Below are 17,598 nucleotides of genomic sequence, written 5' to 3'. Positions count from 1 at the left end.
TTACTTTGCTATAAAATATTCTCATATTCTTTTCATAATTTATTTTTTCATATTCTTCTCATTATTTGAAAAAATCTGGCATGAATATTAATCTCCTCAAGATTTCAAAAGTAAAAACCTTGTCTTACCACTTATAAATACAGTATTTTTTTATACTATATTTTTTAGGAGAGTATTCAATTCTCAATTGCTTGCGCGATAGCGAAGCGCTACGCCCTGGAATCGCTAACCCAAATCCAGATCCCTCAGTACAACACGAGCGATCGCTTCGTCTGTCAAGGGTAAGTGAACGATGAAAGTGCTACCTTTACCAATTTGGCTTTGCATCTGTATACTACCTCTATGAGCTTGAACAATTGCCTGAGCGATCGCTAGTCCTAATCCAGAGCCACCGGTACTACGCGAGCGATCGCTATTCACTCGGTAAAAACGGTCAAAAATCCGCTTTTGTTCGTGCGATGCAATACCAATACCTGTATCTTGAACTTCAATTACAGCATTACCGTTGCTGCGTTTGAGGATAACAGTTACATAACCGCCAGCAGGGGTGTATTGAATAGCATTGGCAATTAGATTAGAAAGCACACGCAACAGTTGATCTTCATCTCCCATCACGTATAAAAACTCTTGGCATAACACCAAAGATGTTAGCTGCAAAGAAGCCGCAGCCGCTAACGCTGAAAATTCTTCTATCAGGTCATTAATCAAAATATTCAGACAGCAATGTATTTGTTGTGTCGCTAACATTTGCTGTTCCAATCGAGACAGTAACAGCATATCCTGAACTAGTTCAGCTAATCGATGATTCTGACGTTGAATAGATGCCAAAATATCTCGCGCCTCCTCAGACAGATACTCCATATCAAATAAAGTTTCTACCGTTGCATTAATCGCTGCAAGAGGAGTACGCAACTCATGAGAGGCATCAGACGTAAACTGTTGCATTTGTTTATACGAAGAGTCAATTGGCCGCATTGCTAACCCTGCCAGCCACCAACTGGAACCGCCAACTAACAATACCGTAATTGGCAATCCCACCGCCAAAATTAACTTCAAAGCAGCCAGACGACTATCCAGGTCATTTAAATTACGCCCTACCTGAATATAGCCCCAATCTTGATTATCTTGAGTGTGCAGCAGTAGAGATTTTTGACTGTAACGATTACCTTGCAAGTCTTTGACTACTTGCCACACTTGGGTTTGTACAGTCGGTGGCAATTCATCAGGTTGGAAACCTGCCACTGCAATTAATCGTCCTGAACCATCTACAAAACGGATGTAATATTGCTTCTCTTTGTATACAGTACTAAAAATGCCGTGTTCATTATGGGTGCTTTGACTGTGACTCAGGATATTTTGGGTAGGACAACTAGACTGGGCTAAACAAATATTTGGTAAAACCTGCTGGAAAACTGGCTCTGTAATACCAGGTTGTTTCAAAGTTGGTTCAATTACATCATGTAGTGTACCTGCTACCGATTCCAGTTCCCGGTTGATAGAAGCCACATAAGCATCAATGATTACCTCGTAAACCACGAAACCGCATAAGGATAGAATCAGAGCCATAGCTACCGCATACCAGGTAGCCAATTGCCAGCGAGTCTTACGAAATAGTCGAATCTGCATTGCCAGGATTGAAACGATAGCCCATACTAGGAACAGTTTCGATTAGCCCATCACAACCATATTCCGATAATTTGCGACGCAAAAGTCGGATTTGAGCTGCTACTACATTACTAACACGCTCTGCACTAAAGGCGTACAGATGATTTAAAATTTGGTCGCGGGTAATAACTGTATTAGGACGTTTCATCAAGTATTCTAATAATTGAAACTCTTTTTTTGTTAAATAAATTACCTTATTTTCACCATTCGGGTACTGTCGAGAAACTGTACAATTACCGCAGTCCAGGATAAGTCCACCAACTTGCAATTGTAAAGGCTGGAACTGAGACGTAAGCGATGCGCCTCCAAAAGAAGCTCGCCGTTGCAAGGCACGCAACCGTGCCAGTAGTTCTGCCATGCCAAACGGCTTGATCAAATAATCATCTGCCCCTGCATCTAGTCCTGCTACCTTATCTGCCATGCTATCTTTAGCAGTTAGCATCAGCACGGGTAAAGCATCACCCCGATCCCGTAATCGCTTACATAGTTCTATGCCTGACATTCCCGGTAACAACCAATCAAAAATTGCCAGTGTATATTGAGTCCAATCATGTTCTAGATAAGTCCAGGCTTCATTTCCATCCAAAACCCAGTCAACAATATATCTTTCTTTACTCAACTTTCGCTGAATCGATGCACCCAAATCTGGCTCATCTTCAACTAGCAAAACTTTCATAAACAGTAAATTTACTTTAATAATTGGTTAATTTAATTACTCCATTATGCTATTTGATTACCAAAGTAATTTTGGTAGATGAAGTGACATCTTATATAGCATGACAAAGTGAGATGAAATTTGGGTGAAATTTTAGCCAGTTCAATAAATTTCTGAAAAATCAAAACAAATAAGTAGCTTCGGATACAAAGATAACTTTGTATTAAGAATATCAATAATCAAGATTAGTAGAACCAATAGATGAGTTTTGTGTCTTTTAGAGAAATTTCACCCAAATTTCATTTGCAGCAGCCAAAATTAATAATAGATAACGTCACAAAAGTCATTGGAAATCTATCATGAAAAAATTACTGCTTCTAATTCCTGCAATAACTTTACTCACCGTTTTATCTACTACAAACTTCCGTGCGAATGCTCATGATGATAGTGCCAATATTCCTCATATCGATTCTCACCATAATTTTCCTCCCACTCGTGCGGATATAGTAAGACATACTTTTGAAATACACGTTCCTAAAAATAGTAATCCACTAACACAAGTAATTATTCAAGTTCCAGAAGTTGTGAATTGGAGTAACAAAACTAAAGATTTAGTTGTAACAGATGGAAATGGTAAAAAAGTTACCCCCAATGTAAGCATTAATGGTAAAGTCATAGTCCTTAGTTTTGCTGAATCCATAGCACCTAATACGGACTTAGAAATTGATATCAAAAATGTCAGAAGAGTCACTCTGGGTAATGGACCTGTTTACCGTCTACTTGCCAAGCTTGAAGGTAGTGAAACACCAATACATTTAGGTACAGTAGGATTTCGTCTAAAATAATATGATTTTTAACTTATACCAATTTGAAAAAAGAATGCGACAGATAGCTTGGTAGGGGCGTACGACGTACGCCCTTACAGCTATTCATGTGTCGCAAAGATTAATGAAATTGGTATTATTTCATGAGCAATTAACATCAAAACATAAAGCCATCTATCATTACCTAAAAGTGTGATTAATGATTAATATGATCAATCATCTTTTTCTATGCTGTATAAGAAAAGATGATTTTTTGTCTGCCTTAAAAGTAAAAATATTTTGAAGATTAAAAATAGATTAAGCCAAGAACATTTTATTTGTACTAAATTGATTTAAACCACGTTTTCTTGAGCAAGAGGACATGGATAACTTGGATCGCCTGTTTCTATCTGAATTGTAGTGTGTTCGATACCAAAATGGTCGTGAAGTTGTTGATTTACCTCAACTAAAAAAGCATCATTAGGATTTCTAGTAGGCATAATTAAGTGAGCAGTGAGAGCTGTTTCTGTGGTACTCATTGCCCAGATGTGCAAGTCATGAACACTAGATACACCAGGAAGTTCAGCTAAGAATGTACGGACTGCAAGTGGTTCAATACCTGCTGGTACTGCATCTGTGACTAAGTTCAAAGATTCTTGGAACAATTGCCAAGTACTCACAATAATCACGACAACGATCATCAAACTTACAACTGGGTCAAACCATAGCCAACCAGTGGTAACAATCGCAATACCAGCCAGGACTGCACCCAAAGACACCGCCGCGTCAGCAACTAAGTGAATAAAGGCTCCCCTAATATTCAAGTCTCTTTCACGACCAGGCAGAAACATCAAGGCACTTCCCATATTGATGGCAATACCTACCGCAGCCACGCCGATAATTGTACTACCTGATACTGGACTAGGTTGAGCAAAACGCTGTATGGCTTCCCAGGCAACTGCACCAGAAGCTACAAGTACGAGGATAGCGTTTAATAGAGCTGCTAAAATCGAGGAGCGACGTAACCCGTAAGTGCGGCGTGGTGTCGGTTGGCGACGACCGAGGAAGCTTGCTCCCCAGGCAAGTAACAAACCTAGAACATCACTCAAATTGTGACCAGCATCGGCAAGTAAGGCAAGGGAATTGGCAGCTAACCCATAAATTACTTCAATGACAACAAATCCAGTGTTGAGAGCAACGCTAATAATGAAGGCACGGTTGTAATTAGTCGGTTCGTGGCTGTGTCCGTGACTGTGATTGTGAGACATGAATACTGCCCTTAAAGCGTTACTAATGGCGAAAGAATTTCTATGCTTTGACAAGTGACAAACTTATCTTTAAGCATATCTTTGACCAAGGAAAAAAATTCGGTTATTACACTTTCACTATCAATAACTGTAATGACAAGTGGTAGCACAGAAGACTCAATAGATGGATCTAGCTCGTTCATAGTGCGAAAAATTCCATGTTTGCCATATCCAGAAATTGCTCGCATCACCGTCATCCCTGTTATTCCCTGTTGGCGGGCGATTCCCAATAGAGTTTGGTGAAGTGGTTGGTGCTTCCAACTATCAGACTCACTGATATAGATTGTTAGCTCCTTCCATTTAATTGGTTCGTAATTGTACTGTTGAACCATAACTGTTATCCTATCGCTACCACTTGCTATTAATTATCGCTTGAAGGTAAAGCGACCGTTTACTTTTTCACCATTGACATCAGAAAGAATAGCAACTTTATATTCACCTGCTGCTTTTTCAGAAAGTACAGCATGGTAATGTTGTTCTTTAGCTTCATAAGTGAGGGGAAGCGATTTTTGACTACCATCAGGTAGCTGAACTTGAGCAGTTACTTTTGCATCCGAAACTGTAGTATGTTTTTCTCCTTTCTTTAAATAGAAATCTAAATGAGTTTCATTATCCTTTGCTTCAGTAACAAACTCCAAATGATACTGCCCAGACTCTAAAACTTGACCGCCATGTGAATGTTCACCTTTACCATCTTCGGAATGCTCAAGAGCATTATTTTTACTATGAGAATGACCATCATTTTCCGAGTGATTATCTTTCGCTGCGATTTCAGTTTTGGCAGCCGTTTCTGTTGTTAATGCCGATTTATTCTCTGAATTTATAGCTTGATTACTGCCACTACAAGCACCTAAGAAAAGCAAGCTTACACTACCTAAAATTACGAAGCTGGGTTTCAAAAATTTCATTGATTTACATTCCTCAATTTTTGGTCAATTAACAACTAAAAACTTGCCTCTCCTGCAATTTCTGGCTGAATAATTGGCTCAGTCTTTTTCGGCACCAAAAATCTACCAAACTGTACATACAAAGCCGGAAGCACTAACAGGGTTAAAGCGGTTGAGGTAAACAATCCACCTAACACTACAACGGCTAGCGGCTGGAGGATTTCTTTTCCGGCTCCGCTACCAATTACCAAGGGTGCCATACCCAGAGCCGATGATAGCGCCGTCATTAAGATAGCAGCCAACCTTTCTACTGACCCTTCCATCAAAGCCTGTCGCAGAGGTTGTCCTTCTGCCATCCTAGAATTGTAGTTCTCAACCAGTAATAGTCCATTACGTGTAGCAACGCCGAATAAGGTAATAAATCCTACCATTGAAGCTACAGAGAGAATACCACCAGTTAAAGCGATGGAAATGACTCCACCCACTAAGGCTAAGGGCAAGTTTATCAAGATCATGATGGTGGCAGGAATCGACTTGACAGCAAAGTAAATCAGAACTGCAATAGCGACAAAAGCTAATCCACCAGCCGAAAGTAAAGTTTTTGTAGCTCCTTCTTGTGCTTCAAATTGACCGCCGTATTCAATGTAATAGCCGGGAGGTAATTGTACTTCTTGCTTAACTTTGTCCCGGATATCTTTAATCACAGAACCTAAATCACGTCCAGCCACATTGCTGGAGACAACAATATAACGAGAGACATTCTCGCGGTTAATAGTATTGGGGCCTGTACCGTAGTCAATTTTTGCGACTTGGGCTAAGGGAATTTTTTGTCCGTTGGGTGTATCAACTAACAAATTACCGATAATTTCAATATTGTTACGGTATTTCTCTTGCAACCAAACCACCATATCAAAGGTTTGTTGTTGCTCCAATACTTGGGAAACGACTCGCCCATTCAGTGCAGTTTCTATTATCTCTGACAATTCGCCAATAGTTAAACCATAGCGGGCTGCTGCATTGCGGTCGAATTGAATTTGTACCTGTTTAATTGGTACTTGCGGTTCTAGTTGCAAATCTACTAGACCCGAAACACCGCCCATAGCTGATTGTACTTGTTGACCAAGGGTGCGGAGTTCTTCCAAATCGGGTCCAAAAATTTTCACAGCGATCGCACTCCGTACCCCAGAAAGCACTTCATCCATCCGGTGCGAAATGAACCCGCCGATATTGGGAACGACTCCGGGAATTTTATCAAATTCTTTACGAATCATTTCAATTGTTTTTTCTCGATCTTTTCCTCCCTCCTCGCTGAGTTGGACATCTATTTCCGCCCCGTTTACACCAGCTACCTCAGTATCCCCTACAGCCCGTCCAGAGCGCAATTGAGCCGTTTCAACCCCAGGATTTTTTTTCAGGGCTTCTTCGATCGCTATCCCTACTTGATTAGTCGCATTCAGAGATTGACCAGGCATTAAAACTGCGGCGATTACCAAAGAGCGGTCTTGGAATTCTGGTAAAAAAACTTGCCCTAACGAGAGTAGAATCATCGTTGAAGCCACAAAAGCAGCGATCGCACCTGTCAAAATAATCTTGGGGCGACGAATAGAAAATTTCAAAAGTGGACGATACAGGCGATGAGAAAGTCGTTCAACCCAAGTTTCTGTACTTGGTAAACGCCGATTTACTAGCAAAAGGGCGCACAGTGCTGGAGTCAATGTCAGTGCTACTAAGGTAGAAGCGCCAATTGACAGCAAATAAGCTACAGCCATCGGTGTAAAAATCCGACCTTCTACACCAGAAAGAGCAAAAATTGGTGCAAAGACGACTGCAATAATGATTGTCGAGAACAGTACGCTTACCCGCACCTCCACTGAGCCGTTAAAAACAACTTGCAGTGGTGGTACAGGATTGCCTGCTATTTGGTTTTCTCGCAAACGGCGGTAGACATTCTCCATATCGACAATTGCATCATCCACCACCGAACCAATCGCAACAACAAGTCCGCCCAAAGTCATTGTATTGATGCCTTGTCCCGTCCAATTCAGGATCATCATTCCCAACAACAAAGACACGGGAATCGCACTCAAACTAATAATCACCGTGCGCCAGTTCATCAGAAATAAAATCAAGATGACACAGACGATGATCGTGCCATCGCGCAAAGCTTCTTCAACGTTTTTGAGTGAGGCTTCGATAAAATCTTCCTGACGGAAAGTAGTTGTAATTTTGACATCTTTGGGCAGACCGACTTGAATTTCCTCTATTGCTGTCTCAACTGCCTTCGTTACTTTTGGCGTATCTGCTGCTGGCTGTTTGTTGACTGTCAAAATTACCGCTTTTTTACCCGCAAAACTGCCATCACCGCGTTTGAGTGCTGCACCGATTTGGACATCCGCCACTTGTTCCAACAGGATTGGCGTGCCATTTTTGGCTTTAATTACTGATTTCTTTAGCTGTTCAATAGATTCAATCCGTCCAACCCCTCGCACCAAAGTTTCTTGGTCAGGAGTAATTAAAAATCCCCCTGGTGCATTAGCGTTGGCTGCTTGTGCTGCTTTGGTGACATCATCAAGGGAAACATTAAACGCTTTCAGCTTATCAGGGTTTACCAGCACTTGATACTGACGCTCATCCCCACCAAATATGACGACATTACTTACGCCAGGGACAGCAAGTAGGCGGTTTTTCACTTGCCAGTTGACAATCCGCCAGACCTCCATCATCGGAGTGGTTTCAGAAGTAAAGGCATATTTGACAGTCCATCCCAAGGGTGAACTAACAGGCAGAACCTCTGGGTTTTCCACACCTTGCGGTAGTTGACTGCGTGCTTGTTGCAACCGTTCCGTTACCAATTGGCGGGCGCGATAAATTTCTGTATCCAAGCTAAAAGTCGCTCTCACAGACGAAAGACCGACAGCTGAGGCAGAACGCAATGTTTCTAGTCCGGGAGTGCCGTTAATCACACTTTCTATCGGTTGAGTAACTAGGGATTCAACCTCCTCTGGTGCAAGTCCTGGGGCTTCGGTCATAATTTCCACTTGCGGTGGAGCAAAGTTGGGAAATACATCGAGTGGCATTTGTGTCAGGACGAGAAAGCCCCAAACAGATATGAGGATGGAAGCAATAACCACTAGCCAACGTTGAGTGATCGACCATTTAACAATAGAATTAAGCATTAGTGAGAAAGATAAAGTTTTACTGAGGATGAGTCAGCATTAACTTTCTCTAGGATGACAGACTAGAATGAAATTCAGGTGAAATTTTTACAAGGGAGAGTTTAGGTGATAAACTACGCTCCATCGTAGGCGATCGCGATTCCTTTACTCCTTTTTTGAAATCCATAACTAATTATCATTGGGTTATTGAACATCAATGAGTTGCCGTAAATGAGTCAGCTAAACGTTAAAATAATGACGCTATTTGTGTAATTATCATATTTTTTGGATTAGGTTAAGCAGCAGAGGTAAGTGATGGCAAAAGTAAAACGTAGCGGGGGAAAAGGATTTGGTAAACCACCTAAGCCACCATATCTCAATAGCTCATTAGATTTTGAAGAATTAGTTAATGGCAATCAAATTTTGTTAGTGAACATAATCACCGACGATAATAAAGGGATTGGAGATGCCTTTACATTTATAAAATATAACGATCTTGCTAAAGAGTCATCAGATTTTAGGTCAGCTATTGCCACCGCATTTGACTCCTCATTGATTAGACTGGCGAAGCGGCGACGAAATGAAGAAGGTAAGGGTTTACTAACTCTAACTCCAAAACATTATCGTCAAGAATGGGGACTTAGTGATAGCTCTGACGGTGAAATAGTTTTTAATTGGTGGACTTTACCAGAGTTGAAAGTTGCTCAAGAACGAAGCTACATATTTGGTGGAACGCGAATTCTTGCCAGATTAACAGAACCTCTAATTATGTATTCTCAAGAAAGGTTTCCGGTTATCTATCATGCTGTTCCATATACAAGTGGAAATGACCAAGTAAATTATGTGCATCTCATGTTTACTGTTTCACTCAATTCGAGCAAAGCACAGGAAATTCTTAGTATCAACATAATTGAACGTGAAACCATACCTTTAACAGAACTTTTACCTCCTAGTTCCTAAAAAGTCATTTAAAAACAAAAACACTATGTCTAAAATCCGCATTGGCAATACTGTAGTTAAAAGTAATGAAAAATTAAGACAAATACAATCACAAGTTTTTACTAGTTATGGCTATCAAAGAGTAAACGATTTTTTGCTCAATGATAGCAGAGATTTTAGAGTTGTATTTGATATGTTATGGGAAAAATATCAGAATCAGCCCCAAAAATTTTATGATTCTACTCTGATAAAGGTACTAGAGAAATCGAAATCATTTAAAAAGTTTATATTAGCTGTTAATATGCAAACAATTTCTCAGATGAAAATCCCTTTTGATAAATTTTATATACCGTGTTTAAAACAATGTTATCAAGATTATGAAACTCATAAAGAAACGGGAGCGAGGGGTTGGGTAGTCGGTGTTATTCCTTTTCTCGGTGCTACTTACCCTGAACATCGAAAATTTTTATCAAATCTGATTGACTCTTTAGATATTACAGAAAATATTAATTCAGGAAGAATTATCTATTTAGATAAGCATCTAGCTCTAACTTATAAACAAGATGATGCAAAAAACCAAGCATTAGGAGAACTGTTGTTTGCGGCAAGACATTCTGAAGGTTTATGGTCTTTTAACCAAACAGATGTTTTTGTACCCGTAAGATCCTTACGTCAAGCTAAAATTGCTTTAGCTAATTACCACGGTAAGCCCCGAAAAGGAGAATTAATAGGAAACGAATCTGCACGTTTTTCTAGATTTTTAGGCTTAGATATTAAAGATAATTATGCCTATATGTCTGGATATGAAGAATTAGTTAATTATAGAGGAAAAGGATTCCAAAAATGATAATCGGCGTTCTTGAATCAAGAGTCATGTAGGTAGAGTGGGTATCCTGAAGCCTGGAAATAAAACACGTTATTAGAGTGCATCAAAATATTACAAACTAAAAACACCTAATTCATAATTGTTGAGTTGAGCTATGGTCAACCCAAACTTCTATTTTAGAAAGTGAAAGTTGTTCTCAATGTACCAATCACAGCATCATTGTTATTGTTAGCAGATTGACCAGGATTAGTTAACCAAATCACACCAGGAGTAATAGAAATGTTATCACTAATGCGATACCTGTAAAAGCCTTCAATGTGATAGGGTTTATCACCGTTGCTACTACCTAAATATGGTTGCGCGCCTGCAAAAATGCCTAAAAGATTGCCCTTCTTGCCAAAGTCGGGTAAAGCTACACCCAATCCATAGCTCCAAACTTCATCGTTATCGTTGGCTCCAAAGCCTGTAATATTACTGTAGAGTGCAAACCCACTAATTGACAGTTTATCGCTAGGTCTGAAAGCTGCTTCAAAGCCGTAAGAATTACTTACAAATGGATTGCCACCACCGACAAAATTAGCTTGTGAAGTCCCAACTACAGCAGCACTTACCGAACCAGCATCAAATAAAGCACTATTTGCACCATGATAACCGTGAACGTAGGTTGCAGCCAAGGTCAGGCGATCGCCAACGTTAAGATTCAACTGTGCTAAAGCTGCATAGTTACCATCGAATAAACCTGAGCCTGGACTAGGATTATTCGGTTCAGATCCTAGATAACCCAAAGTTAATGAAGGTTTAAAGGTACTACCACCACCAAATGGGACATTAACACCAATTCCTGCACCACCACCGATGCGATAGATAGGACTTTCGGAAGCAAAGGTAGATAAAGCACCGTTACCATTATCAAAGTCTTCAAAATAAGGGTTGACAGTGGGAACATAATCACTTTGAATACCTCCAGTAGCAGCTACATAAACTTGAGAGTTGCCAACAGGGAAGTAATACGCTAACCAATCAATAAAAGCATTATTATTACTACCAAGAAACAAGTTAAAAGTTTGAGTACCTTCAGTAGTACTATTAGGTAAAGATAATGGAGTAGCATTACCGGCTGCAATCCGAGTGTGTAGGGTATCTTTACCTGTAAAACTAGTTTGCAAGTCTAAACGCACCCGGTTTTGGAAAACGGTATTATTACTATCGTTGCTGCCAAAACTATCCGTAACCGCAAAAACCGCTTCACCTACTAGCTTTGTGGTGGTCGAAAACTGATTAGCTTCCAACTCAGCCGTCCGTGTTTCCAACGCATCTACTCGACCTCTGAGTGTCGCTAGTTCCGCAGAAAATTCTTCTTGTAAACGCTGTAGGGTAGCTAAATCCTCTTTTGTTACTAAATCAGTAGTTGCTGTAGCAATCAGTTCATTAACTCTATCCAAACAAGCATTCAAACCTGCTGCAAATTCATAACGAGTTAAGGCACGATTACCCCGGTAAGTACCGTTGGGATAACCTGCAATACAACCGTAACGTTCTACTAAAGATTGCAAAGCTTGAAAAGCCCAGTCTGTTGGTTGTACATCCGAAAATTGAGAAACGGATGTGACTTGAGATAGTGAAGTTTGATTATTGGCTTCAAGATTGTATTGGTTTATTTGTGAAAAAACGTTTTCGTCAGCGTTTGTTTGAGCAAGTAACGGCTGATGAGTTTGTGATGGCTGTTGTTGGCTGTCAGCAGCAATCGCACTAGCTGAAATAGCAAGAGTTACTCCCAAAAATACTGGGCTGAATATAAGTGTTTTCCACAATAGATTCGACATATTATTTTTCCTCACACCCTCTCGTAATGATGACGCAAACACTAATTTTAAACTGTACTATTTCATACCATAATGCAATCTTAATTTTATGTTGTGCCAGTATAGTCTAGAAGTAAGTTATTTTACTGTTAAGTTCTCATTTAGTTTACTAACTTAAAAATTTGCAACGATTTATCTGGGTTTACAAGCACTTGATACTGACGCTCATCTCCACCAAATATGACGATATTATTTAGACCAGTGACAGCAAGCAGGCGGTTTTTCACTTACCAGTTGACACTACAAGCTTTCAAAATTAAAGAGTATCAGTCAGCTAGATAGCTGCGTGAGTCAATTCCATATCTTCGTAGAAGCGTGAGAGCTTGTTTTTCCACTTGTCGTACTCGTTCCCGACTAATACCCATCCGTTGACTAATCTGTACTAGGGTCAGTTCGCATCCACCTGCTAAACCAAAGCGCAAGATTAAGACTTCCTTTTGCTGGGGAGTCAGCTTTGCTAATAGGTTGTGAATGTCTTGATAGAGCAATTCTCGTTCGGCGTAGCGTTCGGGAGACATACCATCATCCTTCAGCAGATCCTGTAATTGGGTATCCTGCTCAAACCCAATTCGCATATCCAAGGAAACAGGTTGACGAACAAGCTGCAAATATTCTCGAATCTGACTGGGTTCCAAATTGAGGGCTTGGGCGATTTCCGTTACGCCAGCAATGTAACCAAGCTTTTGAGATAACTCTCGCTGAACACACTTAATTTTGTTCAGTTTATCAGCCATGTGAATGGGTAAACGAATAGTGCGGGATTGTTGTGCGATCGCTCGTGTAATTCCCTGACGAATCCACCAGTAAGCATAAGTAGAAAACTTGTATCCAAGAGTTGGATCAAATTTCTCTACCCCTCGTTCTAGCCCCAATGCACCTTCTTGAATTAAGTCTAGAAACTCAAGATTGCGTTTCTGGTATTTTTTAGCAATAGACACTACTAACCGCAGATTAGCCTGAATCATCTTCTGCTTGGCAATTTGTCCTTGACTTAGTTGTTGCAGCAGCACATCTTCTTTCAACTGCATCTTGTCAGCCCATTCTTGCAGAGTGGGTTCACGCTGTAATTTTTCAGCTAGCTCTTCCTTCGCAGTAAACATCGCCATCATTTGCTGAACTTGTTGAGCAAAAAAAATTTCTTGCTCATGGGTTAACAGAGGGACACGTCCAATTTTATGAAGATAGATACTTACTGCATCTGCTGTAGATGAAAATTCGTTATTCTTGCTCTTAAGTTTAGTTACTTGGGATGTTGAATTAGGCATAAATATGTTAGCCTCAATTGAAGAAAATCAAATGTTCACATAAAAATAAATAAGCATAAAATAATCGAAATGATAAATTTTAAAAACTTCATCAATTAATTGGTTCAAACTGTCCTAAAAAAGTAGGTCGGGGACGGGTAATGTCAACTTCCCACAAAGCCTTGACATTCGCTAATGATTCCCGTAATAAATCGGGAATCATTCCTCGTAGTCCATAAATTTCTATATCTGGAGTTCCTAAACCAACTGTCTTTAGTCCTAATTGGCGACAGGTATAAACAGTGCGGGGAAGATGATAATTTTGGGTAATAACAACAGCTTTATGTACACCAAAAACCTTATGAGCGCGATAACAACTCTCATAAGTGCTGAAACCTGCATAGTCTAGGGTAATGTTTTTCATCGGTACACCCAGATCATGGGCATATTTCAGCATAGACCTGACCTCATTATAGGAAACTGTACTGTTATCTCCTGTCATCAAGAGTTTACTAATCTTTCCCATTTTATAAAGTTTGACAGCAGCTTCTACACGGTCTGACAACATGGGTGTGGGATTACCATTAGGAAGGATTCCTGCGCCGAATACTATTGCAACCTGTTCTTTTGGGACTGATTCTGGTTGAAGGTAGCGATCGCCATTCGTCATTAAACCTATATAAGCCGTTGCTATTAAAGGTTTTGCTAATACACTAATTACTAAACCTAGCAAAATCCATTGCAGGTAACGGAACAACTTGAAATATTTTCCACCTATACTTTTTTCAAAAAATCTCATAAAAGTGATATTGTACGAGTATTTTCTTGGATCAGCGATGCCCATTATTGGAAGTTTATATGTACCTATAAATTAATTCTTGTATTATCAGCCAGTAAAGAATTCACTGGCTGTACTTTAGCAAAATTACTGTCCCATCTGCGCTTAACTTAGTGATGCTAATTAATTCTCCAACACCACCCCAGCTACCTTCCCATTTTCCTCAACAGCCGTACTTCGCTTAGGTAATAAAAACCTACCAAACTTCGAGTACAAAGCAGGTAAAACCAGCAAGGTTAACGCTGTAGAAGTAAACAAACCACCCAAAACCACTATCGAAAGTGGCTGCAAAACTTCCTTACCTGGCCCCGATGCAATTACTAACGGTACTAATCCCAAAGCGGATGTAAAGGATGTCATCAAAATAGCATTGAGTCTTTCCATTGACCCGACTAGAAGGATTTCTTTTAATGACATTCCGCTAGAAAATTTAGTAGTGTAATTGTCTACTAAAAGTAGTCCGTTGCGAGTAGCTACACCAAATAAAGTCACAAAACCTACCAAGGAAGCGACTGAAACAACGCCCCCTGTTAGTGCTACAGCAATTACACCTCCGACTAAAGCGATGGGCAAGTTAATCATAATCATTGCTGTAGAGGCAATGGATTTGACAGAAAGATACATTAATACCGTAATCACTACAAAGGAAATAGCACTGAAAATTAAAATATTTTGTGAGGCTCTTTCTTCGGCTTCAAATTGACCGCCATACTGAATAAAGTAACCAGAGGGCAATTGCACTTGTGCCTTGACTTTGTTTTTAATTTCGTTGACTACCGATCGCAAATCTTTGCCCTGAGCATTAGCAGATACTACAATTAGACGCGAGACATTTTCCCGGTTAATGGTATTTGGGCCAGTGCCATAGGTAACTTTAGCCACGTTAGCTAAAGGAATTTTATTTCCCCCTTCATTTCCACCTTGGGAAGAGGTATCAACTAACAAATTTTCAATTGTTTGTAAATTATTCCGGTATTCTGACTGCAACCAGACAATTAAATCAAAACTTTGTTGCTTATCCAAAACTTGCGATACTACTTTGCCATTAAGCGCAGTTTCGACAAGTTCAGATAGTTGCCCAACTGTTAAACCATAACGTGATGCCGCAACACGGTCAAATTTTATTTGAATTTGTTCGATAGGAACTTGCGGTTCTAATTGTAAATCTACAAGCCCAGACACAGATGACATTGCACCTTCAACTTGTTGACCAATCCGGCGGAGTTCTTCTAAGTCTGAACCAAATATTTTTACAGCAATTTGACTTCTGACCCCGGATAGTATTTCATCAATTCTGTGAGAAATAAATCCACCAATATTTGCAGCAGCACCAGGTATTTTATTAAATTCTTCCCGCAACCATTCTACTGTTTCTTTACGCTTTTCCATTCCTTTGTCACTCAGACCAATATCGAGATGACCAAGATTTACGGGTGCTGCATCTGGATCGCTAGGGGCGCGTCCTGCCCGTAACTGCACATATTTTAACCTGGGATCATCTTTGAGTTTATTCTCCAACACAAAAGCGGCACTGTTAGTAGCTTCTAAAGATGAACCTGGATAAAGAGCTAAAGTATTGACCAAAGTTGATTCTTGAAATTCTGGTAAAAAAGCCCGTCCCAAAGCTGGAAAAATCACTATTGCCGCTATCATCCCCGCCAGAGCCACAGAGATAATGATCATGGGGCTGCGGATAGCAAAATTTAGACAACGATAATACAGCCGCTTGAAAATTCGGGGTATTAATGGTTCCTTTAACGGCATTTTTCCGTGTGGAAGTAAAATTGCACACAAAGCCGGACTTACAAGCAGCGCTTCTAAACTAGAAACTATAACTACCACCAGATAACTAAGACCCATCGGGCCAAAAATCCGACCCTCTACACCAGCGAGGGCAAATATTGGAGAAAAAACGACAATAGTAATTAAAGTTGCCCCAATCAGAGATTCCTGGACTTCCTCTACTCCTTCAAAGACAACTTTCAGTATTGGACTAGGATTAGGAGAATATTTATTTTGTCGCAACAAACGAAAAACATTTTCTGCATAGACAATGGCATCATCAATCGCTGTACCAATGGCGATCGCTAATCCTCCCAAAGTCATTGTATTCAGCCCCAAGCCCAAAAAAGATAATACTTGCAATGAAAATATAAAAGTCAGGGCAAAATTTAACAGCACAACTCCAAGAGTCCGCCAATTCATTAAAAAAGGGATGAGGATAACGGCTGCAATGATACTACCTTCTACCAAGGCTGATCTAACATTTTCTACTGAAGCATCAATATAATCAGCTTGACGGAAGGTTGCATTTACTTTAATTCCTTTCGGTAAACCTGCTGCTAGCTCAGATATTGCGGCTTCAATCGCACGGGTGACGGTGGGAGTATCAGCTAGAGGTTGCTTATTCACCATCACTACTACAGCATCTTTGCCATTTAAGCTGCCATCGCCTATCTTAATCGCACCGCCAATTTGAATTTCGGCAACATCTCCCAAGCGCACAGGCGTTCCTTGACGGGCAACAATTACAGATTGTTTTAAATCATCCAAGGATTCAATTCGGCCAATTCCCCGAATCAGAGTTTGCTTGTCAGGGCTGATTAAAAAGCCACCAGGAGCATTGACATTTGCTCCCTGTACTACCTCAGATACTTGCTGTAAGGATACATTAAAAGCTCTGAGTTTATTCGGGTCTACTAGTACTTGATACTGGCGTACATCACCGCCATACACTAGTACTTGACTAACGCCAGGAACTGCTAAAAGGCGGTTTGTAACTTGCCAATCAACGATTCGGCGTACTTCCATCAAGTCGATTTTAGATGTTGGGTTTTGGATGGATGTTTCTCCTTTCTGTCCCTCATCTTCCACTGTGAAAGCATATTTTAATACAGTGCCGATAGGTGAACTGATAGGAGCGAGTTTTGGTGTTTCAATTCCTTGAGGTAGCTTACTTACTACTTGTTGCAGTCGTTCCTGTACCAACTGGCGGGCTTGATAGATATCTGTTCCCCAGCCAAAAACAACTCTGACTACAGAAAGCCCTGCTGAGGAGGAAGAACGAACTGCGCTGATTCCTGGAGTACCGTTGATTGAGCTTTCAATTGGTAATGTCACCAGAGACTCTATTTCTTCAGGAGCGAGTCCGGGAGCTTCTGTTTCAATTTCGACCTGGGGAGGTGCAAAGTTGGGGAAAACATCCAACGGCATTTGCGGGATGGTATTAAATAATATGATTATTGTGGAAATAAGTGCCGCAATCACTACTAACCAGCGTCGAGAAATTACCCATTTAGCAACTGTACTAATCATTATCTATTTAGTTGTTAATTGTTGTTGGTTATTAGTTGTTAATTATTTAAAATCCACAACTTTATAAGGGAGAATTTAAAATTCCACATTAATTTTTTGGCG

At 40.2% G+C, this 17,598-nt stretch carries 13 protein-coding genes; 3 read left to right on the top strand and 10 right to left on the bottom strand.

Features of this window, described 5'->3' with window-relative positions:
- Window positions 1–225: 225 nt before the first annotated feature.
- Both rppB and rppA read right to left on the bottom strand, forming a co-directional pair.
- Window positions 226–1,626 carry a two-component system sensor histidine kinase RppB gene (gene rppB, locus NIES593_RS00695; RefSeq protein WP_073597757.1) on the bottom strand — a complete coding sequence of 467 codons (1,401 nt, stop codon included), beginning with the start codon at window positions 1,624–1,626 and terminating at the stop codon, window positions 226–228.
- Entirely contained in the window at window positions 1,604–2,341 is a 738-nt protein-coding gene (gene rppA, locus NIES593_RS00690; protein ID WP_073597756.1) for a two-component system response regulator RppA, read from the bottom strand. The genes rppB and rppA overlap by 23 nt, the downstream gene beginning before the upstream one ends.
- Window positions 2,342–2,679: 338 nt before the next feature.
- Between rppA and NIES593_RS00685 the strand changes: the two genes are divergently transcribed.
- Complete coding sequence (locus NIES593_RS00685) at window positions 2,680–3,165, top strand: DUF2808 domain-containing protein (protein ID WP_073597755.1); 486 nt, start codon at window positions 2,680–2,682, stop codon at window positions 3,163–3,165.
- A 311-nt stretch (window positions 3,166–3,476) separates the two neighbouring features.
- Here NIES593_RS00685 and NIES593_RS00680 read toward each other — a convergent pair whose 3' ends face one another.
- Genes NIES593_RS00680 through NIES593_RS00665 form a run of 4 tightly spaced genes read right to left on the bottom strand, consistent with a single transcriptional unit; the run spans window position 3,477 to window position 8,493 of the window.
- The gene (locus NIES593_RS00680; RefSeq protein WP_073597754.1) at window positions 3,477–4,391 is read right to left on the bottom strand and encodes a cation diffusion facilitator family transporter; all 915 of its coding nucleotides are present in this window, start codon (window positions 4,389–4,391) and stop codon (window positions 3,477–3,479) included.
- Window positions 4,392–4,402: 11 nt separating this feature from the next.
- Window positions 4,403–4,762, bottom strand: coding sequence for a DUF190 domain-containing protein (locus tag NIES593_RS00675; protein WP_073597753.1), 360 nt, complete (start codon window positions 4,760–4,762; stop codon window positions 4,403–4,405).
- 33 nt (window positions 4,763–4,795) lie between these two features.
- Window positions 4,796–5,338 carry a hypothetical protein gene (locus tag NIES593_RS00670; protein ID WP_073597752.1) on the bottom strand — a complete coding sequence of 181 codons (543 nt, stop codon included), beginning with the start codon at window positions 5,336–5,338 and terminating at the stop codon, window positions 4,796–4,798.
- Window positions 5,339–5,373: 35 nt separating this feature from the next.
- On the bottom strand, window positions 5,374–8,493 hold the full coding sequence (locus tag NIES593_RS00665) for an efflux RND transporter permease subunit (RefSeq protein WP_073597751.1): 3,120 nt from the start codon (window positions 8,491–8,493) through the stop codon (window positions 5,374–5,376).
- A 294-nt stretch (window positions 8,494–8,787) separates the two neighbouring features.
- On the opposite strand from NIES593_RS00665, the gene NIES593_RS00660 reads away from it, so the two are divergent.
- Window positions 8,788–9,432: a hypothetical protein gene (locus tag NIES593_RS00660; protein ID WP_073597750.1), complete on the top strand. Its 645-nt coding sequence runs from the start codon at window positions 8,788–8,790 to the stop codon at window positions 9,430–9,432.
- Window positions 9,433–9,457: 25 nt separating this feature from the next.
- Entirely contained in the window at window positions 9,458–10,258 is an 801-nt protein-coding gene (locus NIES593_RS00655) for a hypothetical protein (protein ID WP_073597749.1), read from the top strand.
- A gap of 155 nt (window positions 10,259–10,413) precedes the next feature.
- Here NIES593_RS00655 and NIES593_RS00650 read toward each other — a convergent pair whose 3' ends face one another.
- From NIES593_RS00650 to NIES593_RS00635, 4 genes are all read right to left on the bottom strand, one after another.
- Window positions 10,414–12,060, bottom strand: coding sequence for an iron uptake porin (locus tag NIES593_RS00650; protein WP_073597748.1), 1,647 nt, complete (start codon window positions 12,058–12,060; stop codon window positions 10,414–10,416).
- A 305-nt stretch (window positions 12,061–12,365) separates the two neighbouring features.
- Window positions 12,366–13,364: a sigma-70 family RNA polymerase sigma factor SigB gene (gene sigB, locus NIES593_RS00645; RefSeq protein ID WP_073597747.1), complete on the bottom strand. Its 999-nt coding sequence runs from the start codon at window positions 13,362–13,364 to the stop codon at window positions 12,366–12,368.
- Between the two features lie 91 nt (window positions 13,365–13,455).
- The gene (locus NIES593_RS00640; RefSeq protein ID WP_073597746.1) at window positions 13,456–14,142 is read right to left on the bottom strand and encodes a SanA/YdcF family protein; all 687 of its coding nucleotides are present in this window, start codon (window positions 14,140–14,142) and stop codon (window positions 13,456–13,458) included.
- Between the two features lie 162 nt (window positions 14,143–14,304).
- Window positions 14,305–17,496, bottom strand: coding sequence for an efflux RND transporter permease subunit (locus tag NIES593_RS00635; protein WP_073597745.1), 3,192 nt, complete (start codon window positions 17,494–17,496; stop codon window positions 14,305–14,307).
- Window positions 17,497–17,598 lie beyond the last annotated feature (102 nt).

The organism is Hydrococcus rivularis NIES-593 (assembly GCF_001904635.1).
In the GTDB taxonomy this organism is placed as follows: Bacteria; Cyanobacteriota; Cyanobacteriia; order Cyanobacteriales; family Microcystaceae; genus Hydrococcus; species Hydrococcus rivularis.
This window is presented reverse-complemented; position numbering and strand designations above follow the sequence as displayed.